The 22,481-nt window shown below is 46.8% G+C and carries 21 protein-coding genes; 7 read left to right on the top strand and 14 right to left on the bottom strand.

The genetic code is table 11. The features are described from left to right. Positions 1-148: 148 nt before the first annotated feature. The 6 genes from PXY01_RS09065 to PXY01_RS09090 all read right to left on the bottom strand — a co-directional run bounded on the left by PXY01_RS09065 (position 149) and on the right by PXY01_RS09090 (position 6,593). Positions 149-832, bottom strand: a complete 684-nt coding sequence (locus tag PXY01_RS09065; protein WP_127569471.1) for an ABC transporter ATP-binding protein — start codon at positions 830-832, stop codon at positions 149-151. Beyond that, positions 832-1,950 (bottom strand): ABC transporter permease, encoded by a 1,119-nt coding sequence (locus PXY01_RS09070; RefSeq protein ID WP_127569473.1) that lies wholly within the window; start codon positions 1,948-1,950, stop codon positions 832-834. The genes PXY01_RS09065 and PXY01_RS09070 overlap by 1 nt, the downstream gene beginning before the upstream one ends. Positions 1,951-2,066: 116 nt before the next feature. Next, positions 2,067-2,636 carry a TetR/AcrR family transcriptional regulator gene (locus tag PXY01_RS09075; protein WP_127569475.1) on the bottom strand — a complete coding sequence of 190 codons (570 nt, stop codon included), beginning with the start codon at positions 2,634-2,636 and terminating at the stop codon, positions 2,067-2,069. Positions 2,637-2,748: 112 nt separating this feature from the next. Continuing rightward, positions 2,749-4,611, bottom strand: coding sequence for an ABC transporter ATP-binding protein (locus tag PXY01_RS09080; protein WP_127569477.1), 1,863 nt, complete (start codon positions 4,609-4,611; stop codon positions 2,749-2,751). Beyond that, positions 4,589-6,346, bottom strand: a complete 1,758-nt coding sequence (locus PXY01_RS09085) for an ABC transporter ATP-binding protein (protein ID WP_127569479.1) — start codon at positions 6,344-6,346, stop codon at positions 4,589-4,591. The genes PXY01_RS09080 and PXY01_RS09085 overlap by 23 nt, the downstream gene beginning before the upstream one ends. 25 nt (positions 6,347-6,371) lie before the next feature. Beyond that, positions 6,372-6,593, bottom strand: coding sequence for a hypothetical protein (locus PXY01_RS09090; RefSeq protein ID WP_127569481.1), 222 nt, complete (start codon positions 6,591-6,593; stop codon positions 6,372-6,374). 275 nt (positions 6,594-6,868) lie between these two features. Here PXY01_RS09090 and PXY01_RS09095 point away from each other — a divergent pair, with 275 nt between their 5' ends. Further along, complete coding sequence (locus PXY01_RS09095) at positions 6,869-7,543, top strand: TVP38/TMEM64 family protein (protein ID WP_127569483.1); 675 nt, start codon at positions 6,869-6,871, stop codon at positions 7,541-7,543. Between the two features lie 87 nt (positions 7,544-7,630). On the opposite strand, the gene PXY01_RS09100 is transcribed toward PXY01_RS09095, so the two are convergent. The 7 genes from PXY01_RS09100 to PXY01_RS23280 form a co-directional block, all read right to left on the bottom strand. Further along, positions 7,631-8,473 (bottom strand): YitT family protein, encoded by an 843-nt coding sequence (locus PXY01_RS09100; protein WP_373864286.1) that lies wholly within the window; start codon positions 8,471-8,473, stop codon positions 7,631-7,633. Positions 8,474-8,737: 264 nt separating this feature from the next. After that, on the bottom strand, positions 8,738-10,462 hold the full coding sequence (locus PXY01_RS09105; RefSeq protein ID WP_127569485.1) for a methyl-accepting chemotaxis protein: 1,725 nt from the start codon (positions 10,460-10,462) through the stop codon (positions 8,738-8,740). 268 nt (positions 10,463-10,730) lie between these two features. Continuing rightward, the gene (locus PXY01_RS09110; protein ID WP_127569487.1) at positions 10,731-12,059 is read right to left on the bottom strand and encodes an MFS transporter; all 1,329 of its coding nucleotides are present in this window, start codon (positions 12,057-12,059) and stop codon (positions 10,731-10,733) included. 65 nt (positions 12,060-12,124) lie between these two features. After that, positions 12,125-12,742 carry an NAD(P)-dependent oxidoreductase gene (locus tag PXY01_RS09115; protein ID WP_127569489.1) on the bottom strand — a complete coding sequence of 206 codons (618 nt, stop codon included), beginning with the start codon at positions 12,740-12,742 and terminating at the stop codon, positions 12,125-12,127. Between the two features lie 185 nt (positions 12,743-12,927). Continuing rightward, positions 12,928-13,719 (bottom strand): class I SAM-dependent methyltransferase, encoded by a 792-nt coding sequence (locus PXY01_RS09120; RefSeq protein WP_127569491.1) that lies wholly within the window; start codon positions 13,717-13,719, stop codon positions 12,928-12,930. A 161-nt stretch (positions 13,720-13,880) separates the two neighbouring features. Beyond that, entirely contained in the window at positions 13,881-14,777 is an 897-nt protein-coding gene (locus PXY01_RS09125) for an AraC family transcriptional regulator (protein WP_127569493.1), read from the bottom strand. Between the two features lie 14 nt (positions 14,778-14,791). Next, complete coding sequence (locus tag PXY01_RS23280; RefSeq protein ID WP_373864287.1) at positions 14,792-15,136, bottom strand: GyrI-like domain-containing protein; 345 nt, start codon at positions 15,134-15,136, stop codon at positions 14,792-14,794. A 68-nt stretch (positions 15,137-15,204) separates the two neighbouring features. Here PXY01_RS23280 and PXY01_RS09135 point away from each other — a divergent pair, with 68 nt between their 5' ends. The 5 genes from PXY01_RS09135 to PXY01_RS09155 all read left to right on the top strand — a co-directional run bounded on the left by PXY01_RS09135 (position 15,205) and on the right by PXY01_RS09155 (position 19,111). After that, positions 15,205-16,365, top strand: a complete 1,161-nt coding sequence (locus tag PXY01_RS09135) for a sensor histidine kinase (protein WP_127569495.1) — start codon at positions 15,205-15,207, stop codon at positions 16,363-16,365. Continuing rightward, entirely contained in the window at positions 16,352-17,038 is a 687-nt protein-coding gene (locus PXY01_RS09140) for a response regulator (protein WP_127569497.1), read from the top strand. Before PXY01_RS09135 ends, PXY01_RS09140 begins: the two co-directional genes overlap by 14 nt. Before the next feature lie 190 nt (positions 17,039-17,228). Further along, positions 17,229-18,116, top strand: a complete 888-nt coding sequence (locus PXY01_RS09145; RefSeq protein ID WP_127569499.1) for a CPBP family intramembrane glutamic endopeptidase — start codon at positions 17,229-17,231, stop codon at positions 18,114-18,116. A 74-nt stretch (positions 18,117-18,190) separates the two neighbouring features. Then, positions 18,191-18,382 (top strand): helix-turn-helix domain-containing protein, encoded by a 192-nt coding sequence (locus PXY01_RS09150; RefSeq protein WP_246027849.1) that lies wholly within the window; start codon positions 18,191-18,193, stop codon positions 18,380-18,382. 66 nt (positions 18,383-18,448) lie between these two features. Further along, positions 18,449-19,111 (top strand): toxin-antitoxin system TumE family protein, encoded by a 663-nt coding sequence (locus PXY01_RS09155; RefSeq protein ID WP_127569503.1) that lies wholly within the window; start codon positions 18,449-18,451, stop codon positions 19,109-19,111. Between the two features lie 49 nt (positions 19,112-19,160). On the opposite strand, the gene PXY01_RS09160 is transcribed toward PXY01_RS09155, so the two are convergent. Next, on the bottom strand, positions 19,161-20,699 hold the full coding sequence (locus tag PXY01_RS09160) for a methyl-accepting chemotaxis protein (protein ID WP_164744354.1): 1,539 nt from the start codon (positions 20,697-20,699) through the stop codon (positions 19,161-19,163). 377 nt (positions 20,700-21,076) lie between these two features. Here PXY01_RS09160 and PXY01_RS09165 point away from each other — a divergent pair. After that, positions 21,077-22,481 (top strand): MCP four helix bundle domain-containing protein (locus PXY01_RS09165; RefSeq protein ID WP_164744353.1); only part of this gene is annotated, 1,405 nt, incomplete at its 3' end.

The following is a 22,481-nucleotide window of genomic DNA, read 5'->3' on the forward strand; positions in this document are numbered from 1 at the left end:
TCAATAGTTAAGTACGTCAAATACCATCGAAAGTTCTACGTTAAAATATGGAACCTGTTAATCTGCTGCATCCCGAAGGATAAGCTGCAAATAAAAAAGGCGACCCTTGAAGGATCGCCAATTATGATATAGATATTTCAACTGCCGGCTACGCCTTAGCTAATGTCAGCTTACCATCCTCCATACGATACACCTTATCGCAGTAGGTAAGCAGTCGTTCATCATGCGTGACCATAACCGCTGCCTTCTTATGCTTTCTTACCTCTTGAGCAATCAAGGAGACGACTTCATGTGCCCGCTTCGTATCCAGGCTTGCCGTAGGCTCGTCCGCTAATATAATACTTGGATCGTTAATGAGAGCTCTAGCTATAGCTACACGCTGCTTCTCGCCCCCAGACAGCTCCTCTGGGTATTTCTTCAGCTTCGCTCCAAGGCCCAGCTCTTCAAGCAATTTAACCGCATAAGCTTTGTCGTCTGCGCTTACCTTTCCCGCCATCCGCTTAACCACAAGCAGTTGATCCAGAACATTGAGATAAGGAACCAAGTTGGACGCCTGCATAATGAATCCGATCTCATGCAATCGAATATCCGCTAATTGATTAGCCGACAAGCTCGAGATGTCCTGCTCATTGATGATGACTTGCCCTTCAGAGCATTTCAGCAGCGCGCCTGCTATGGACAAAAATGTGCTTTTGCCCGATCCGGACGGCCCTACTACCGCAATAAACTCTCCCGGCTCTACTTGGATCGACACGTGGTCTAACGCCGACACACGATTGCTGCCTTCGCCGTAATGCTTCGAAACAGCCGTCATCTGCAATCCTTTACTCATTACTCCACCCTCCCAAGTGCTTTAAGCGGATCAATCTTCGAAATCATGCGAACAGATGCTAACGAGCTAAGCAATGAAATGACCAGCAGCCCGATGGAATAAGCGACCACCAGCGTGACATCCAGCGCGAACGGCATTCCTTCAGGCATAATAGCTGCAGTGCCGTAAGTCAAAATCACGCCAACTATAATGCTCGCTAATGAGATAACGAACACCTGAGAAACGACCGCTTTGTATAAGAAGCTGTTCTTGGCACCGATCGCCTTCATAATTCCGAACTGATTGCTCTTCTGCAGCGTAAGGACGTAGAAGAATACGCCAAGCACAAAGGCAGATATCGCAAGCAGGAATGCAAGCATCATCAGAATCGTGCCGTTCTCTTCCTTATAACCCGGCATCCCTTGTACAGCTGCTGCACGGGTTACCGTATCGGTATCCGACAGTTGTGCATCAATATCTTGAGGATTGATGCTGCCTTGAAGCATAATCGCATTCACCGGGTCAGCAACACCTTTATCCGACCCAGGTGCAGCAAAGGCCATCTTCTGCCACTCTTTAATAGGGGTAAATACTGATGCTACGTGGTTATACGTCTGGTCCTTAACAAACCCGACAATCGTCAACGATTCTGGAGAGCCGTCCAATTGGAAGGTATCGCCAAGCTTAAACCCTTCGTCCTTCAAGGTGTCATTGACAATAACACTCGTAATATTGTCAGCGGTCAAACCTTCGCCCTCTACAGTCTTCGGCTCGAGAAAGCTGCCCGGAACGATCCCGATAATCGCGATATCGACTTTATCCTCATTCGATGTGCTGTTCCCTTTAATGGCCGATGCCATCGATACGCCCATTGGCGAGGCCGCTTTGACATTCGGCATCTCTGCTACCTTCGCCGTTAATTCATTGGACAGCAGCGACTTACTCATCGAAGCCTTAGACCCTTGTTGAAACACCACATAATCAGCCTTCATATTCTTGAATGTCGATGCCGCCAATGTGGACAAACCATTCCCCAGACCTGACAGTATGAATACTAGCCAGGCAATGAGGACAAAAATAATAGCAATCATGAGAAACCGTGTTTTGCTATGCTTCAATTCCTTCAATGCCAAAAACATAGTCTGACCCTCTCCTTCACTTTCATATATGACACACGTGTCAAATTAATCGCTTGTATACGACTACACAACAATATAACTCCATTTCGACACGCATGTCAAATTCCTTGTTCCTCCTATTGCCTTCCCACTCCGCCTAACCACATTCGAAATAACAGCTCGCTCCATTGCGGGACAGGAATATTCATCATATTGGGAGTATCGATAAGATTGAAGAATACCGAAATAACAGCAGGAAGCGGAATGTCCGTCTTTAAGCAGCCCTCTTCTTGCGCGCGAGCAAACAGTCGCTCAAGCTGTTTCTTTAACGTGATATGCGCCTGCTCCACATATTCCAAATCATGAGCCGCCGCCGCGGAGTTCAATTTATTGATCTTATGGGCGCTGCCGAGCAGCTGATGGAGGCTCGCCTCTCCCAAATAAACCGTAAGCAGGCTTTGCAGGGCGCTCATACAATCGGTCTCATCCACAGCCATTGCTCTGTCCAGAACTTCCTCCATTACATTTCTCATGCAGGCGGCGACAATTTCTTCTTTATTCGAATAGTATCGATAAATGGTGCTTCTCGCTCCAACCAAGTGCTTTGATAACAGCTTCAGCTGGAACCCTTCATATCCGGTTTCAAGCAGCAATTTCTTCGTTTGTTCAAGCAGCTCCGACCTCGTGAATGCCTGCTTTCTCCCCATGCGGATCACCCTCTAATTGTTGACCATTTTCTATATTATATATAAAACCACGCCTCGCTGGCTAATTCCATAGCAAGAGGGCCATCCCTTAACGGGATAGCCCTCGCTCCCATCAGCCTGCCGACCCTTGTACAAACTGATTTTGGTACAAATCCGCATAGAAGCCCTTCTGCCTTAACAGCTCCTCATGCGAGCCTTGCTCGATAATTCCGCCGCTCTTGATCACAAGAATCTGATCTGCCTCGCGGATTGTACTGAGCCGATGGGCAATGACGAAGCTTGTTCTCCCCTTCATGAGCGTCTTCATCGCCGCTTGAATATGAAGCTCCGTGCGTGTATCCACACTGCTGGTCGCCTCGTCCAGAATGAGGATGGCCGGATTGGCCAGTATCGCGCGCGCTATAGTAAGCAGCTGCCGTTGGCCTTGGCTTATGTTGCCGCCCTCCGCACTCAGATACGTATCATAGCCGCTCGGCAGCTTGCGGATGAACGCATCGGCATTAGCCAGTCGCGCCGCTTCCTCAACCTCCGCATCCGTCGCATCCAGACGGCCGTATCGAATACTATCCCGAATCGTGCCCGAGAATACATACGCATCCTGCAGCACCAATCCAATTTGCTGACGCAGCACATGCTTGTCCATCTGCCGAATATCCTTACCATCTATCAGGATTTGCCCGGATTGAATCTCATAGAATCGCGTTAGCAAATTAATAATGGTCGTCTTGCCCGCGCCTGTAGGTCCAACCAAGGCAATCATCTGACCTGGCATCGCGTGCAAGGACACATTGTTCAATACAGGAAGCTCTGGCTTATAACCGAAACGAACCTGATCGAACACCACTTCCCCTTGAATCGGCCGCTTCGCATCCGTATCCTCGCCTTGCATCGTCTCCGGCTCTTGGTCCATGATCTCGAAGATCCGCTCAGCACCGGCAATAGCGGCCTGCAACAAATTGTATTGATTAGCGAGCTGGTTAATCGGCTGACTGAACTGACTGGAATAGCTTAGAAAGCTGGCAATAACACCAATTGTAATCACATCATGATAGGCAAACATACCGCCGCACACCGCAATGACGACAAAGTTCAGATTGCGCATCGAGTTCATAATCGGGCCCATCGAGCCAGATAGACTTTGCGCCTTCACGCCAATGGACCGCAGCCGCTCATTCATCTCGCGGAACTGCTCGACAGCTTCCGATTCCCGAACGAATAGCTTAACCACCTTCAGACCGGAAACATTCTCTTGCACGAAACCATTCACTTCGCCTAATTGCTTCTGCTGCTGAGAGAAGAATGTGCGCGTATACTTCGTGATCCGCTGCGTGATCCAGGCAATTAGCGGTACAGTGAGAACGGTCACAAGCGTCATCCAGAGGCTCAAGCTCAGCATCATGACAACGCTGCCCACTAAAATCAATACGCTGGAGATGAGCTGCACGACGGTCTGGTTCAGCGTATTCGAGACGTTCGTCAAATCATTGGTCGCCCGGCTCATCAGCTCCCCATGCGTCCGCTTGTCGAAGAACTGTATCGGCAAGCGCTGATACTGCTCGAACAGATCCTGCCGCATATCCTTAACTGTATTCTGCGACAGGCTGGAAGCGACATATTGCTGAATCCAAGTGAAAAGCGCCCCCATCACATACACGCTCAGCAGTATCATACCCATGCGTACAAACCCGTCATATTGATGCGGCACAATATGATTATCAATCATTTTACCGATCAAATAAGGCCCTAGCAGAGTAAGCATCGTCGTAACTAAGGTACATCCTACAACGATCCATAACGCTTGCTGCTGCAGCTTCAAATATCCCCAAAGGCGGCGAACCGTCCCGGCAGCATCCTTCGATCTGACCTTCTGTACTTCCCCAGGACGCGGCCCGCGGCCCTGCTGTAATCCCATCTGTGACAAATCTGCCATGCCCTTATCCAGTTCAGCTGAATCAGATTGGTTTTGCTTCGACATCCTGCATCTCCCGCTCCCCGAATTGCGATCGATATATATCCCGATAAACCTCACACGTCGCCATTAATTGGTCATGTGTGCCCATTCCTTCGATCGCTCCATTGTCCAAGACTAGAATGGTGTCGGCATGCATCACAGAAGTAATGCGCTGAGCAATCAGCAGCGTGATGCTTTCCTTCATTAGATCGTTCAACGCTTGGCGCAGCCGCTTCTCTGTTCCAAGATCCAGAGCGCTCGTACTGTCGTCTAGAATTAGAACCGACGGCTTAATGAGCAGCGCCCGGGCGATAGCAAGACGCTGCTTCTGACCGCCAGACAGATTCACGCCCTTCTGCCCCAGCCTCGTATTATAGCCGTCCGGAAGCTGCAGGATGAAATCATGCGCTTGAGCGATTCTTGCAGTCTCTTCTATCTCCTCTTGCGACGCATTAGGCTTGCCGAACGAAATATTGTCCCGGATCGTACCAGTGAACAAGAACGATTCCTGAAGGATCATCCCAATACGGCGGCGCAGCTCCATTACAGGCAAATCACGAATGTCCTTCCCATCCATCTGAATGGAGCCGGATGTAACGTCATACAGTCTCGGGATGAGCTGAACCAGTGTCGATTTCCCCGAGCCTGTAGAGCCAATGATTGCAACCGTCTCACCGCGCCGCGCCTCCAGACTAATGTCCTTTAATACCAAGTCGGCTGCGTTAATAGCGCCCGGATAAGAAAAGGATACGTGATCAAACTTCAAATGGCTGGCCGGAAGCTTGTCGAGTGCGCTCTGCTCCTTGTCCTCAATGCTCGGTTTTTCTGCCAGAACCTCGCTGATGCGTTTGGCAGACACGTTGGCCTGCGAAATATTCATCAATAGACCGCTAACCATAAGCAAGGATGACAGCACCTGAACGACATAGTTAACGAAAGCGACTAGATCGCCTACCCGCATCGACTCATCCCACACCAAGTTTCCGCCGTACATCACAATGATCACCAAGCACACATTCATAATCAACGTGACGATCGGTGAGTTCAAGGCAATAAAACGGGCCGCTTTTATCGAGATTTCAGTAAAATCCAGATTGACCGCGGCAAACCGCTTCGTCTCATAGTCCGCACGGTCAAAGGCTTTGACGACCCGAATTCCAGCGAGATTCTCCTGCATACGCATATTCAGGTTATCGAGCCTATCCTGAATGCTCTTAAACATCGGAATCGAGAACCGAATCAACAAGACGAGCACCGCTACGAGCACAATCAATGCACCAAGTAGAATCATGCCCAGCCTAAAATTGATAAGAAGCGCCATCACGACACTGCCGATGAGCAGGCTCGGCGCACGCACAATACGCTGCAGCAAAATCTGCATCAAATTCTGCACCTGCGACACGTCGCTGGTCATGCGCGTAATGAGCGAACCCGATTGGAAACGGTCCACATTCTCGAACGAGAAGGTCTGAATCTTCGTGAACAATGCCTCTCGAATATCAGCTCCGAAGTTCTGTGAAGCACGGCTGGCAAAAATATTGCAGGTTACGCCCGAAATGAGCGAGAATACCGTCACCGCCACCATCATAAGCCCGGTTTGCTGGATGACCGAAAAATCGCGCTCCGCAACGCCGGAATCGACGATATGGGCAGCCAAGCGCGGCTGGAGTAGATCAAAAAACACCTCAAACAGCATGAACAGCGGCCCGAGAATGAAATATTTCCAGTACGGTTTAATATAAGCTCGTAATCCCCACATACTATAAGCTTCCTTTTCTTCATCCTTATGATTTAAGTTGTTCGACTTCTTGAAGCTCGAAATGCCGGGTGTAATCATCAATTACCGATTCAAGAGCTTTAAGCTCCCCTTGAATGAGGAGCTTGATCTCCTCGAACTCCGGCGCATCAAGCTGCTGCCTTAACGTATTTCGTCTTGCCGCCAATCGGTCGAAAAACTCTAGAGCCCTTCCCCTTCGAAAGGTCTGCGCCCCGCGATAATGATGCATCCTGCCTTTATGTCCTGCTCTGTGATGACAATCCCCATCCATTGGTTTATCAGAGGCCTTCATACGCTCACTCACTTTCGTATACATTTGTATACAAGAATTCAAGTATGATTGTATTCAATTGTATACAATGTGTCAAGCAATAAAAGCATCTGTTCAAGCTCCTGACAATTTCCAAGCCTCCTATCCTAATTTTTGCTTAAATCTTACATCCGGGAGATAATCTTCGATATAATGATGTAGTTATGTTTGTAGTCCAAAGGAGCCCGTACGCCATGAATAAACGCAAACTGATCATACGTATTACCGGCTATATCATCTTCTTGCTTTGCTTGTTCTTCATATTAAGAAGCAGCGGCTACACGGTAGCAGACATCACACCAGAAGCGATCCGGGAGATCGCACACGACAACACTGCCCTGCTCATGCTGATCATGCTCGTCATTATGACGCTGCAGAACATCTTCACCTTTATTCCGCTTATTCTAGTCATTACAGCGAATATCACCTTATTCGGCTTCTGGAACGGTTATCTGTATGGCTGTTTATGCAGTGTGATTGGCAGTACGCTAGTCTTCCTGTCAGTTCGTTTCTTATTTCATGGTCTATTCAAAGACTCACCGAAGCTGCGGCAGCTTCAAGATAAAATCGAGAAGAACGGCTTCACCTTCGTGCTGCTCGGACGCATTCTTCCCTTTATGCCGACTAACTTAATTAATATTACATCAGGATTGAGCTCCATCAAGACGCTGCACTTTATCGTTGCGACAACGATTGGCAACTTAATCTACGGACTTGTCCTATCTTCCGTATCCTTCGGCATCCTATCGGCGTCCGTGCATAACTTTATTTATCTGGTGCTGACTGTCTTCATAGTTCTGGTCATCGGAGTATTCTATTACTTAAAGAAACGAAAGCTCAAGAAAACAACTGAAGCCGGTACGAAATAGGGCGCCCCGTTAGGGCGCCCCGATTGTCTTCATGTTCACTCTAGATTAACACAGCTAACTTCAGCTAAGATGCTCCATCCCCTTAAATCAGTGGATGTCCTTCTTCTTGAAGTTACCGCCCTTCACTTCCGCGACGTCGTACACCATTACGAAAGCATGTGGGTCAAGCTCATGAATAATCTCTTTCATTTTACTTTCTTCCATTCGGTTAATGACACAAGTAATTTCTTTGAATTGCTCGTTCGAGTATCCGCCTGACACGAGGTTATACGTAGCACTGCGTCCTAAACGGTTGCGAATCGTCTCGACCATCGCCTCCGGCTGTCTCGTAATGATTTTGAACGTTTTGGCTCCGCTTAAGCCTTCCTCGACGATATGGATCACCTTCGAGGCGATGAAATAAGCAATACCCGATAGAATTGCCCCTTTGAGACCAAATACACTCGAAACGACAATGAATACAAAGGTGTTCAGGAATAGAATAAGATCGCTGGTACCGAAAGGCAATTTGCGGGAGAGCAGTACGGCCAGCATATCGATACCGTCTAATGCGCCGCCGTTCCGCAAGGCCAGACCCATACCAAAACCGATAATAATACCGCCCACGACGGTTACCAGCAGCGTATCCCCTTCAATAATAGGCGTTAATTCATGCATGACGGCAGTACCGACTGCAAGCGAAGCAATCCCCAGTACAGAATAGATCGCAAAGCTTTTGCCAATCTGCTTGTACCCCAGGAAGATGAACGGAATATTAAGAACCGCGATAAGAAGTCCCAAAGGCAACCCGATCAGCTTCGAGCCTACGATACTAAGACCCGTCACGCCGCCGTCGGATACACTATTCGGAATTAATACGGCTTCAAGCCCATATGCCGTAATGAACGCCCCAATGACGATCATGAATCCTCTCATAATCCTTCTCAGCATGACAGATTGTTGTCTTTCTTCCTTCTGTCCCATCTCCATGTTCAGCCTCATTTCGTTAAAAGCATTATGGGTGCGCCCCTCGCTTCTTGCGAAAATCGCTCAAGGATTGCCTCCCCTACATATAGAATGATACCACTTTCAGGAGCTAGTTGCGAATGAAATGGCAGTAAATCGACTTCTCTATCCAGTTAAGAAATAATCATACCACTAGAAGCTATAATTTATATAATTTTCCAACAAAAAATAATGGTCATGCAAATTCCACTACACCTTAAACGTCTGGACTAGCTGCTGCAATTCCTCTGCCATTTCACTCAGATGGACGACGGCAGCGGAAATCTCTTCACTTGCCGCATTCTGCTCTTCCAAAGAGGCCGCAATATCGGTGGTATTGTCAGAAGCCTTCTGCAGAATCTCCGTAATCCGCTCCATCCTGTTTACCGTTTCATGGGAATTGGCATGAACCTGTTCGACAATGGCGGATACCTCTTGAGACTGCGATGAAATTTCACTTATAGCGTTGGCAATATCTCGAAAGGTCATACCGGATTGCTGCACTTGATACAGCCCTTGCTCTACGACCTTCGTCCCTTGATTCATAGCTAGCGCAGCCTTATATGAATCCGCTTGAATTTGTCGAATAAGCTCACTAACCCGCTCCGCCGACTGCCCTGACTGGTCCGCCAGCTTCTTCACCTCCGATGCGACGACAGCAAAGCCTTTACCTTGTTCTCCAGCGCGGGCAGCTTCTATAGAAGCATTAAGAGCTAATAAATGAGTCTGGCTCGCAATCGCTGTAATCGCAACTACGATTTCATCGATTTCCTTCGATTTCACCTCTAAGTTGTTCATGATCCGCGAGGCATTCTCAACTGTGCTTTTCACCAAATTCATATGCTCGATACTCTCGGATACCACTTGGGTTCCTAGACTTGCATTGCTGCTTACAGCAGATGAGAAATCTGCCATACTTTGAATAGCTTCCGCAACTTGATCCATGCCTCTCGAAATTTCGAGTACGGCTTCGGTTGAATGAGTCACGCTGGTCGATTGCTCAGCTGCCCCTGCTGCTACCTCCTGAATCGCCATGTTAATTTGTCCGGTCGCTTGAGTCGACTGCTCTATGCTGGCTGTCAACTGCTCGGACGAGGACGCAACGAGCAAGGAGGACTCCTTAACCCGACTAATGACAGCGCGAAGATCGGCTGACATAGTATTCACCGCGGCAAGCAGCATTCCTGTCTCATCCTTACTCTTCACACGCAGCTCCTTAGACGTCAGATCACCGCTTGCCACAACCTGCAGAGCTTGGGCAGCGTCTCCAATACGTCGAATCAATGGACGGGTGAGCACGAGAAACAGCAAGAACGCAGCAACAAGAATAATAGTTCCTTCAACGGTCAGCCGGATCATCATGTCTTTCTTTACTTGTTGAACACGTTCGTCCGCATCAGGAGCACCCACATACCACATTCCGATGACCTTGCCGCTAGAATCATGAATCGGCATATACGCAGCCTGATAGGTATTCCCCACAACATCAGCTGTACCTAAATACGTCTTGCCTTGGTGAAGAACCTGCTCAACCACTTTGCTTGACGCTTGCGTGCCTACTGCACGTTGTCCATTCACAATAATATTAGTTGTAATCCGGGTGTCGCCAAGAAAGATAGTAGCTGTATCCCCATTCGTTAACTGGCCAATAAGGTCAATGAACTCATAATTATTGTTGATTAATGTCTCCCCTTTGTATAACTGATTCTCTTTGACATGCCAATCCCCCGGATATTGTGCATCGATAATTTCCATACCTGTCATCAGGTCTGATTGTGCTTTTTCCAACGCATCCCTTTGGATTACGGTCGTAATATTTGCTGCTTGCTGGTAACCCATCATCGAGAATGAGCCCATTAAAATAATTAAAATTAAAAGAAATAGCTTCGTACGCATGGATATTGCAGAAAGCCTATCGAATGCTGCATGCTTCATCGTTGTTTTCCTCCGCTTTAACAATACATATTTAAAATATTAGAGTGAAATAATTCCATTCTCTAGGAAAACTATAACAAGAACCAACAATACAATCAGTGATAAAGATCACTGAAATATGTGTTGCTCTACAGCATACTCATGACCTATTAATTAATCCTTAAAAAAAGAAGCGGCCCATTAAAGGCTCGCTTCCTTATCTATCATTCTATCCATTCCAACTGTCTGTCTCGAACGACACGATGATATAGCTGTCGTGCAATCGCAGCTACGCCATTTTCTCCGACTTTCCTATTGTCTTGATGTACCACACCACAATAGCTAGAGAGAGCAGGCATACGGCGAGCAGAATGCGGTATACATTCTCATACGCTAACCCAAGGGGCATGTCTTTCTCCAAGGCAAGAATCATCCCAATTACAGCAACCGATACCGATCCTCCAAAGAATTGAATTAGCTGCGTCAGCCCCATGCCTGAGCCAATCCACTGCTTCGGCAGTATGCGAGTCGTTTCATTATTTAATGCAGATAATGTGGCAGAGAACGAAGGCGAGAAACATAAATATCCACACAGAATAATGAGAGGGGAGACCTCAATAGCAAATGAGAATACGGCCAGCACAACCGCCAGTACAATATGGCCTAGGAGCAGAAATTTAATATTCCCATATTGATCGATCCATTTGCCCACATATCGGGTTAGCAGCGCCGATACTAACGCTCCCGGTGCTATAGTTAATCCAATGGCGATCTCCGATTGATCACCCAAATTAGCTAAGGCCAGTGGCATTAGAAATAAATTTCCTAAGTTCAGTATTAAGATACAGAATCCGACCGTTGTTAGTTTTCGATAATCCCTTTGTAGCAGAAGTTTTGGGTTAATGAAGGTTTCTCTCTTCACTTTCTTCAAATACCAAGCATGCAGGACCAGAGAGAGCAGGCTTCCGGAGACCCACAATAGAGAGCGCTGCATGACAGCGATTAATAAGGTCACGACATTTACAATCGTGAAGATCGCTCCGGGAACGTCGAAACGAAGCGGCTTTGGCTCTTCTTTCGGAAGCAGTCGCATTAATATAGGAAGCACGACAAGAATTAAGCAGGTGACAGCAAACAGCCCATTAAATCCGAAATATTCACTGAGAACGCCCCCAATAATCGGACCGAACCCAAAAGCCATGGCACTGCCTGTCGAGATCATAGCGATCGCTCGCCCACGCCGTTCGAAAGGAATGTAACGGCTCGCCATGACTAGGCCTAAGCCTGCCATCGTTCCCGCGCCCGCTGATTGCAGAATGCGTACGGTTAGCAGCAACTCAAAGCTGTGAGCGAAAATTCCGAATATCGAGGATAAACTTAGGATGGTCAAGCCCGTCAATAACAGCCCTCGCATAGGGATACTGTCTGACAACCGGCTGTATATCATCGTCGATAAGGCATAGCCTATGGAATAGCTGGAAATAATCCATGATCCTAAGTCTGCTGTAATATGAAACTCGGTAATGATCCCTGGAATCGATACATTAAACATTGTTGTGTTCATCACGATAATAAACACGCCAAACATCCATATTGGCATAACTACTCTGTCGTTCATGTCTTTGCCCTTCCTGTTATCTATGATGTCAGCTTCGTTACCTATAAAGGACAGTAGGTATATGATTAAGTAGCGAGTCCGATCGACGTATGATCATAACGGGGATCTTGTAATGCTTTGATAATAAAATGTGCAACATCAGCGCGTGGGATCGACCTGGACTTCTCAGGTACACCTACCGCCGCTTCTCTATACCGTCCTGTAAAGGGGTGATTCGTTAATCCCATTGGTCTAACGATTGTATAGTTCAACCCATGCGCTTGAATATAATCTACAGCAGCCCGATGATCGGCTAGAGGATTGCGAAGCATGGCCATGACCAGCTTTCCGATAGCGCCTGACAATTCTCTATGGACTCCCGCAGACGCGGTGTAGACTATTCTTGTTATATGATGCTCCTGCATGCCATTCACCATGCATTTCGCCATTTCTTGAAGCTCCGTAGATTTCTTCATCCCTTTGCTTGAACCTAAACATGACACAACAACATCATGACCTGCAATCGCCGCTGTGACCTCCTCTTGATTGAGCGCATCCCCTTGAATAACGCGCAAATGGCTATGCGATCCTTCAAGCTTTGCAGGATTTCGTACGAATGCCGTTACTTTCAGCCCAGCCTCAAGCCCCTGCTTCACAACGAATTGGCCTACACCGCCCGTTGCACCAAAAACAATAATTTTCATCGCCTTATCCCCTCTCTTAATTCGCACACGGAGTATACGCTGTATCAATTCTAGCATGTCCAGCATAACGATGTGCAATATTAGCCACGGAGACAGGCAGACGAACTGTAAACCAGAGACCCATTCCTACTGCCGCAAGAATAACCAGAATCACAGTTTATTAGAGCATAGATACTCAAGATCTGTTACACGGTTATGCGAACCATATACATCTCATTCGTGACGCGAAGCCCTTGTTCTGTTGCGTTATCGAAAAATATTCTTTCTATCTCACGCATACTCTCGTTAATGACCATCTCATACACCGACAGCACCTGTCCAAAACAGCACACTCTGACGACATCCATAGGCTCAAGTAAATAAGAAACACTTCTAATCATTTCAATGCTCGCCTGCTTGAGCAGCATCCCCCGTTCCAAATTGGCCTTTATTCTATCCAATATTGGAGTCCCTTCACTGACCGGTTCGAATAGGTTCGGGAAGAAATATGATAATTCTGGGTACGAATGATCGCCGGGATGGAGACTAACAATGCGCCCGCCTGGTTTAATAATTCTTCTTAAATCCTGATAAGCAGAAGTCGGACCCTTGCGATTATACGCACAATCAAATTCCTCATCTTCAAACGGAAGGCGATTGCCCGTGTCGGCAACTACAAAGGAAACATTCGATATCTTATAGTTTCTGCTGGTTTCAATAAAACCACTCGTAATATCGATTCCTACAATTTGCTTGGCTGCCGAGCTCCAACGAATCGTAAAGTCGCCGTGTCCACAGCCGACATCGAGAACCTTACGGTGAACAACCATTCGAGAGACCTCTTCTTCGAACAATGCCTCAGCATCCGGCTCCGCCGCTGTGGAATTCCACGGCAGTGAATATCGTCCCGTCAATTGGCCGAGCTGAGCATACCATTCACGAGAATGGGGCGTTAACCAATCCTTATGGGTTCTTGGATTTACCAAATTGTTAGCCAAAACAGCACCCCCCGACACACATTTTTCTTACAAGCATTAACAGAATACGGGAAATAAATCCCATAGTATAGACTTGAATATACTCTCTATTAAATAACACAAAGCCGCTCCTATATTAGAACGGCCTTGTGGATCATCTCATATGTTATTCTCAATACCCATTACGACTTCCGCACCGCGAACCAAAGCTCGACATAGTTGAGTCCATCCTTGGTTCCGGATATTTCAAGTTCAATTCCTTCTGCTTGCTCATAGCCTGCTGTCGGCAGCCACTCGGTGTAAAAGCGTTTGTACAGCGTTTCTATGACCTCGCCAAACCTTTCCTCCGGATGCGGCTCCGACGGGAAGATCACCCACGTATGCGCCGGGATCGTCACAGTCGTATATCCATCCGTTCTGCTGCTTTCGTCTTTGAAGGCGAACAGCATATACGGGAACGTATCTGGCCCCGTCTTACGGTAGCTGCACACCGCATTCACGAGATGCAAATTCTGACTGACGAACGATGGCAATCGACCTGCGGCTTCTTCAAGCCGCTTCACGTCGCCGTTCGCCAGACACTGCTCCCACAGCTTGGCCGGTGTCTGTGGAGCCTCTCCGCTTCCGTCAACTCGAAATAGACCTTCAATGCCGAACACTTCAAAGCTTTCCTTCGTTTCAATCCGATAATTCATCGCTTCTGCCCCCTTAATTGTGATATGAAAGGACAGACGGGGGTAGGCTTTAAGAACGATTCCTTCCTGGCGAGCCATAGCCGGCGTTATCCCATGCAATGCATAGAATGCCCGTGCGAACGAGACAGGCGATTCGTAACCGTACTTAAGCGCGACATCAATCACTTTCGCATCCCCATCGTTCTGCAGCTCCAGAGCCGCAAGTGTCAGACGCCTGCGCCGTATATACTCCGCCAGCGTTACGTCTGTAATAAACGAGAACATCCGTTGGAACTGGTACGACGAACAACAGGCCATACGGGCTGCCTCGCCCAGATCGATCTTATCGGCCAGCCTTGCTTCAATATAGTCTACCGCCCGATTCATTCGTTCAAGCCACTCCATCTAAGTCCCTCCTTTCATACCCAAGTATAGATGGGCCAGAATTTGGATTCGCAACAATTTGTGCCCGAAAAAGTTACTTCTCTATTACAGCACAAATCTACTCTAAGAGACAGTTGTCTATATTGTAAGATAATGAGTCCAGGTATCCAGATCTCACCCTGTGTATGCCCCGACATTCCATAATACATTTCGAATTGAGGAGCCTCAACCTGCTCGTATCCGGATGTCGGGAACCACTCAGTATAGATGCGTTCCCATAGTTTTTGTAGATCACATTGCGGCTCTGGGAAAATAGCCCAAGTCAAAGCCGGGACAGAAAGCGGTGCCCCTTTGTTTTTACCGCGTCTTCTGCTTACAATAAGTGTAGTTTATTTGGTGTATAATTAAGGAAATTTGGCCAGCTGCGCTTGAGTAAGGAAGGATACCGATGAAGAAAGTTTTTTATTTCATGGATTGGGGGATATTCGGGCTCCGGTCTTATTATTATATTTTGTTGTTATCTCATATTTTAATGGAGAATGAATATTCGCCCGTGAGCATTGCTTGGCTTTTAGCGGCCTTTATTATTCCGATTTTATTCTGGTTTCCGCCAATTAGGAAGAGCAAGGAATGGTTCATCTTACTTGAACTATTGCTGGGAGGGTCCTTTTATTTTATATCGTTCATGCAGTCGGAGCAGCTCGGGAGTGTCGATTATCTCATTCCAAGCCTTACAATCGGTTACTTACTAACCCGAAAGACGGCCTGGTCAATGCCAGTATTATTATTGCTGCCCTTTACCAGCATGATATTCGGAAAGGTTACATGGATCTTGGCGCTCGGTTCAAGCTCAGATAATATTCTCTTCTCTTTTATCGGAATTTGGGTCAACTACATTGCCAAGGCTTATCATGAGAAAAATAAATTAGCCAAAGAAATTGATGAGCAGAATAAATTGTTAACCCAATATGCTGCCGAGATTGAAAGGATGACTCTCCTGGAGGAACGAAATCGTATGTCCAAAGAGATGCATGACACGTTAGGACATTCTTTTATTTCCCTTATTATGAGCCTCGATGCCGCTATCGCACTTCTAGACAAAAATCCAGATCTAGCAAAAGATAAATTGATTCGTATAAGAGGATTGACAGAACAGAACTTAGATAAAATGAGAGACATCGTGCACCAAATGGGAGAGGAAGAGAATTTAAGTTTAGTGGACCACGTGGAGCGACTCATTAACAGCTTTCGAGAATACACCGGGACAGCCATTCGATTCACGCTGAACGGAGCAGATCGGGTCCTTCGTTTCGATGTGCAGCAATCGATTATTCGGGTGATACAGGAGTCTTTCACGAATGCGCTGAAGCATGGCAAAGCAACGGAAATCGAGCTGGACCTCCACTTCTATCCATCAACCCTGCAGGTTTCTATTCGTAATAACGGAAGGCCCTTGGGCAAGATTGAGCATGGGTTCGGGCTGACAACGATGAAGAATCGAATTGAGATGCTTGGGGGTACCTTTTCCATCTCCACCTTAGCGGTCACTGGCGTTGAAGTCAGGTGCGAAATACCACTGAAAGGAGATAAGTCGGATGCCGAAAATTAAAGTACTCATCGTGGATGATCAAGAGTTGATCCTCGAAAGTCTAAAAATTGTACTCGAGATGGAAGACGATATCGAGGTTGTCGGATTGGCTAAGAATGGTGAAGAGGCAATCCGCTGCTGTGAGAAATCCGAGCCGGATATCATTCTCATGGATATCAATATGCCGATTATGGATGGCGTTGTTGCTACTGAGAAGATCAAGCCTCGATTCCCATTAACGAAAATTATTATTTTAACTTCTTACAAAGAGGTTGAATATGTGCTGGCGGCGTTAAGCCATGGAGCTGAAGGCTTCCTGCTCAAAGCCATCCATCCCAAAAACCTCATCGCCGGCATACGGGTGGTTCACACAGGCGGCACACTCATTTCGCCGGAAATGGCAGACAAAATGATTAAAAGAATGCTCGAAAGCGGTAATTCATCGACAATGGATACAGAGGCCCCGGAAGCCGAATGGCTTGAGAGAAACAATGAATTCGGACTTAGCGCCCGCGAAGTCCAAGTTCTTCACAAGCTGGCCTTAGGTCTACGCAATCAGGACATCGCTAAGGCATTATATCTTAGTGAAGGTACGGTTAAAAATTACATCTCGAATATTTATTCGAAATTGAATGTAAAAGGGAGAAGGGAAGCAGCCTATAAGGCTAGGGAAACTGGAATTATAGATTGTTAAAGAATACGCCCTGCAGAAGAATGCAGCTAATCTGCCCGAAGCCGACATCATAACGGATGTCGGCTTCGGCTTTTATTTGGTGAGCTTCAAATGACTATGATATGACGAAACGGCACTACTGCCGTATGACTTTTATAAATTATTATATAGAAAATCAATATCTGTCAGAGGAAAGGAGCGGCTACTACTCATGAGAAAGACTACTGTACAAAATAATGAAGCACTTAACGATAGGAGAAAATCTAAGATTGTTTCGTTCTTTCAGTTCCCCCTCATCTGGATGCTCGTGGGAGCGTTCGGGATCATACTTACCAAAGTGATATTCGGGTCATTATCCAGGGATTCACAAGCACTAGGATCCATTACATTGGCACTCCTCGGAAGCGCGGTTGCCATCGTTGTCTACTGGCTTGCGATGAAGCTTCTGGCGCGGCGACCGGTTCCTGAGCTTCTAATCCCACGGCGTGCATTATCGGAAAGTATTCTCGGCGCTGTCATCGGCCTTATCTTTATTATCGTCTCTACAGCCCTCATCGTCCTGTTGGGCGGGTATTCATTCAAGTGGTCAGCCGACAACGTCAGCTCTGTCGTCTTGCCTATTATCGCCGCACAACTTGGCGCTGCCTTCGTAGAAGAATTGGTCTTTCGAGGGCTTGCCTTTCAAGCCATTGAGAAGATGGGCGGAAGCTTACTTGCACTAGCCCTAACATCACTATTCTTTGGGATCGCTCACCTGGGCAACCCAGGAGCTACGGTTTGGGGAGCCGTCTGTATTGCCCTTGAAGCTGGCGTATTACTGGGTGCAGCCTTCCTGTGGCGTCGCAATGTTTGGTTCATCATAGGTCTCCACTTCATGTGGAATACAATAGAGGGACTTAGCGGTATTCCCGTATCAGGCCACCCCTCCACAGGCCTTTTCACAGTTGAGGTTACGGGTCCGACCCTTCTTACTGGAGGCCAATTCGGCCTTGAGGCTTCGATCGTGCCCGTTATCATCAGCCTGTTGATTGCCATCCCTATGCTGATTTTTGCTTACCGCAAAGGGCATCTCAGATCTCTTCGTCAAGATCGACAATAATTTACGAATCTGAAATATGCTAAACAACCGCCCTACTTATAAAGCAGGTTCACCACGCTGTCCGCAACGGCAAGTTGACGGGAGAAGTTGCGCGCTTCTTCGGCGTCAGTGTCGCCACGATCAATAACTGGATCAATCAAGGACGCTTCATCGGCGTTGAGAAAGGCGAACGGTTTAAGCAGGCTCGTATACCCGAAAATGCCATATACGTTGCTCCAACTGGCGTGAAATCAACAGTAGCAGAAGCAGCCGAAGCTAACCGCTAACGAGACCCGTGACGCACAGCAGTGGGGGGGCTTGTTGCGTTCAATCGAAAGGCGGGGAGCCGACTCTTGACCAAGTCTCAAAGAGCGGTAAGACCTTCATCAAACATTACGCAATTAGAACGGGATTACGCCCACATCATTATGGACTCTAGAGACGGAGACGGATCTGGTTTGATGTCCTCTCGCAAATTTACACGCCATACATTCGTCTTCGTCGATGGGTCGCGTTTACTTGTCACTGAGGAATTGGACAGTGACAGCATAGATGTTTCATACTACTGGGTGGATCAAAGCGGGAACACGATACTATCTTTTCATAGTGAGCCGCATGATAAAGACCCTCGTTATCAGACTGCGACCGAACCACACCACATTCATCCTCCAGCCAATTTAAAGAGAGTCGAGCTTGAGTGCATTCTGAGAGAGGCATTTGAGAAAGAAGAGCTTCATCTTGTCTATCAGGCTCAATATAGACCTTATCCTCAACAGCCCAACAGCATAGACCAGCAGCAAACGAGAAAGCCTATTGTCGGCTCGATTATTTCACTCGTGCACCAGCTGGACATTTCCGTCGTCGCAGAGGGTGTAGAAAATGAAATCCAACTGCATTATCTTAAAGAGCAGCAGTGCGATTTTATTCAAGGCTTCTATTGGGGCAAACCAATAACCGAGCATGATCAGATTGAATTGCTTACGGAATTAAAGACAGCCTCTTCGGCGCAACATTAGTCGAAAGGGCGCACAAGCAGGCGCCCTTTCCGTTCCAATACCAAACGACTTATAGCTTTTCAATAATGCTGACTAGCTCTTCTGACATCGTGCTTAATTCCTGTACAGAGGCGTTGATTTGCTCGGTCAATGCCGCTTGGGCTTGAGTTAATGTCGACATGTTAGAGATGGTTTGAATGATTTGATCAATATTGAGCTTCATGTCTTTCATTGAGTTCTCAATATTCACCGAAGCTGTTTTACTATGATCGGCTAATTTTCTAACCTCACTTGCGACTACTGCAAACCCTCTGCCGAATTCACCCGCATGAGCGGCTTCAATGGATGCATTAAGACCGAGAAGGGTCGTCTGGTCTGCAACCTCTTTAATGAACGCCGTAACGGCTGCCGTTTCATCTGTTTTGGTTTTAACACCCAAAGCGGTCTGATAGGAACGTTCTTGTTCAGTTGCGATATCTTGAGCCTGCTCGGTGACGTTCACGACGCCTCGAACAATATCGTTAATTGCTTCGAACAATCCTTTCATCTGCTCATTAACCAGACGAATAACCTCTTCTTTATTCACTTCATGAGTAATATCTCGAATCGTGCCCGCTACGCGCAGCGGCTTACCCGCTTCATCACGCTTCGTAGCCCCGCCTGCATAATACCAACGGTATTCCCCCGACTTGGAGGCCAAGCGATACTTGAGTGTATACTCTGTCTTGTCCGGTTCTTGCAGCAAGTGATGCGTGAATTGCTCCAAGGCTTGCTCGCGATCATCCGGATGAAGCTGATTAATCCAACTGCTCATCTTGTTAGGGAAATCATGCTCCCCCTCGAAGCCGATCGTTTTTCTGAATTGGTCCGACCACCAGAACGCATTTTCTGGATTTACAGGGTCCCCCGCGACTACTGTCATATCCCAAGGCGCTTCGACCATTGCACGATTCACAAGATCATAGCGCTCCATTAGTGCACTAAGCTGGTCATTCGTTAATTTTTCATTATGGATATCGAATAGAGCGCCCGCTACGAAGACTGGCGTGCCGTCTGCTTCACGAAGGGTTGTACCGGTAGCCCTAAACCATTTGTATTCTCCTGCCTTGGTCATTAGACGATACGTGTCATCATATATGGTCTGGCCTGTGCGGTCTAACATATGATTAGCAAAGTTCTGAACCGCCTTATCCTTATCCTCAGGATGAAGCTTGCCGGACCAGCTATCGAGTACATTAGGAAAGTCCGTTTCATCTTTATAGCCAAGCATCTGTCTGAATTCATTGGACCATTGAAATACATTGGCAGGGTTTACAGGATCGCCGGCAATAACATCCATCTCCCATAGCCCAACCTCTATTGCAGTAGTCACCATATTCAAGCGTATGTTAGGCCGCTCCTCACGACGATGAAGCACAGCGGATACCCGCTCCGTAAGGGATTGAAAGCGATCGAATAATGCACCATCCGTCCGTGCTAAAGAGTAATCATTCTCTTTGCCCTGCTCCAGCAGCTTAACGTACCTTTCGAACTCGTCCAACCATGCCGATTCCGTACTAACGTTCTTACCCAATGACGCATTTCTTTTATTCCCCGATTTGAAGATCATCCGCTGCTCTCCTTCACTCATGATGTCCATCTCTAATCTTCTTTTATCTGAATATTATCGACAATAAAGATACGAAAATGAATCCTTTAAACTAAAACTTTCTCGACCGCAGCCAGCACACGTTCAGGAAATAACTCACATGACTATAGTCCTTTTATGAAAATTATTACAGATATTAATGTTGTTTGCATAAAATGAAGAGCGATGTTTCTACTCCATCATCTGCCTAATACACCCAATATTATTTCCTACAAGTATATGACATGTAATTTACACAAAATGTAACAGTTGTTATGAAATTTTATTGCATTATGTTCTGGGTTATAAGAGAATGAATGTGTTCGCATGAAAATATTGACCAAAAAGGAGAGCTGCACATGAGAATGAAGATACCTATCAAAGAGTCGCTCATGAAGAATAGGTCGAATAACACAAGGTTAATTCATTCTCTGAAGTTCAAGCTGATTTTACTGGGAACGGTATGCTTAGTCATTTTGCTGCTTGTCGGCGGGATGTCACTTGTCATGCTGAACAACAGCAACAACAGCTATGATCTAACCAATCAGATGAATCAAATTAACCGATTGTCTGAACAGAATGAAACCTTAAATGTGCAGTACGTTTATTCGAAGAACAGCAGCTATCTCAATGAGATCAGCAGCAATGTGGAGAAAGCGTATAATATCGCTCGCAATAACGATTCCAGCGGCGATTATAAGGATAGCTGGAACCAGCTAACGTCGCTGTTAGAAGATAACAATTCCAACATGCAGCAGATCATTAAACTTGTTGGAGAACGCGGATTCGATACTTCAACAGGGATCTATGGGAAGATAAGTGAGAATGCAAGTCTGCTGCAGGAGCAATTGGACGCGATAGATAAGGTAGGAAATTGGACGGATATTCCAATGCTTAGCACAGGGAATTTCTTCAAGGGGACGGAGGTAATCAACGGTACCGCTTATAGCAAATATCGTTATGTTAATAAGCTTCCGGATAAAGGGAATCGCGACGCATTATCGGCACGCATTGGCGGCGACTCCATCGATTATAAAGCTACGGCCTACATAACGAAGATTGAGCTTCTGAGCGGTTCAGAGGCTGCGACCATCGATTTCAGCCAGAATCCTAGTTATGTTCTAAGCACTAGCTACGGTGGCGCGCTTGGCGGGCTGGAGTATGTGACGTTCAATGGTAACCCTGCCATAAAAGTCGATACCGTATTTACAGCAGCCAATAATGCATGGGAAGAAGTCGCAATTAAATTCAATGCCTCCGCCGTCACATTGAGCGACTATAAGCAGATAGCTTTTGAAGTCTATTTCGATTCCGCTCCCCCAGCTAAATTATCGTTAGGAGGCGCAGCAGATGAAATTTACAACTTTACTAGTGCTGTTAATCAAACCAACATATTATTCGACACTTATAACAAGGCCGTCATAGAAGGCAAGCTGCAAGAGGTTAATGATTCGTACAATCAAATTAGTTCGCTTATGAATGAAATGACGTCCAGCTTCAACTCCTATTTCGGCATCAATGATAAACCTACCGAGGCGATTAAGATCATGCAGGATAAAATTGCACTCTTTGAGCAATTAAAGCCGCTGGATCTAGAGCTTGCTCAACTGTACAACGACAACACTGCGCTTGTTAATGAAATGCGCAGCAACATCAGCAGCATGCAGGAATCCATTTCAAGTGATATGGTAGCCAGTGAAGAACGTTTGCGGATAACGATGATCCTATCTAGTGTTGTTGCAATTGCGATCGTTTCCGTCATGG

It is taken from the genome of Paenibacillus xylaniclasticus (genome assembly GCF_004001065.1).
Classification (GTDB): domain Bacteria; phylum Bacillota; class Bacilli; order Paenibacillales; family Paenibacillaceae; genus Paenibacillus_T; species Paenibacillus_T xylaniclasticus.

Excerpts from the sequence above, each read along its gene's own strand:
- PXY01_RS09160 (WP_164744354.1), bottom strand. The coding sequence starts at position 20,699 with ATGATCTTCAAATCGGGGAATAAAAGAAATGCGTCATTGGGTAAGAAC.
- PXY01_RS09135 (WP_127569495.1), top strand. The coding sequence starts at position 15,205 with ATGAAGAAAGTTTTTTATTTCATGGATTGGGGGATATTCGGGCTCCGG.
- PXY01_RS09115 (WP_127569489.1), bottom strand. The coding sequence starts at position 12,742 with ATGAAAATTATTGTTTTTGGTGCAACGGGCGGTGTAGGCCAATTCGTT.
- PXY01_RS09105 (WP_127569485.1), bottom strand. The coding sequence starts at position 10,462 with ATGAAGCATGCAGCATTCGATAGGCTTTCTGCAATATCCATGCGTACG.
- PXY01_RS09140 (WP_127569497.1), top strand. The coding sequence starts at position 16,352 with ATGCCGAAAATTAAAGTACTCATCGTGGATGATCAAGAGTTGATCCTC.
- PXY01_RS09065 (WP_127569471.1), bottom strand. The coding sequence starts at position 832 with ATGAGTAAAGGATTGCAGATGACGGCTGTTTCGAAGCATTACGGCGAA.
- PXY01_RS09090 (WP_127569481.1), bottom strand. The coding sequence starts at position 6,593 with ATGCATCATTATCGCGGGGCGCAGACCTTTCGAAGGGGAAGGGCTCTA.
- PXY01_RS09125 (WP_127569493.1), bottom strand. The coding sequence starts at position 14,777 with ATGGAGTGGCTTGAACGAATGAATCGGGCGGTAGACTATATTGAAGCA.
- PXY01_RS09070 (WP_127569473.1), bottom strand. The coding sequence starts at position 1,950 with ATGTTTTTGGCATTGAAGGAATTGAAGCATAGCAAAACACGGTTTCTC.
- PXY01_RS09075 (WP_127569475.1), bottom strand. The coding sequence starts at position 2,636 with ATGGGGAGAAAGCAGGCATTCACGAGGTCGGAGCTGCTTGAACAAACG.
- PXY01_RS09100 (WP_373864286.1), bottom strand. The coding sequence starts at position 8,473 with ATGCTGAGAAGGATTATGAGAGGATTCATGATCGTCATTGGGGCGTTC.
- PXY01_RS09145 (WP_127569499.1), top strand. The coding sequence starts at position 17,229 with ATGAGAAAGACTACTGTACAAAATAATGAAGCACTTAACGATAGGAGA.
- PXY01_RS09080 (WP_127569477.1), bottom strand. The coding sequence starts at position 4,611 with ATGTCGAAGCAAAACCAATCTGATTCAGCTGAACTGGATAAGGGCATG.
- PXY01_RS09110 (WP_127569487.1), bottom strand. The coding sequence starts at position 12,059 with ATGAACGACAGAGTAGTTATGCCAATATGGATGTTTGGCGTGTTTATT.
- PXY01_RS09095 (WP_127569483.1), top strand. The coding sequence starts at position 6,869 with ATGAATAAACGCAAACTGATCATACGTATTACCGGCTATATCATCTTC.
- PXY01_RS09085 (WP_127569479.1), bottom strand. The coding sequence starts at position 6,346 with ATGTGGGGATTACGAGCTTATATTAAACCGTACTGGAAATATTTCATT.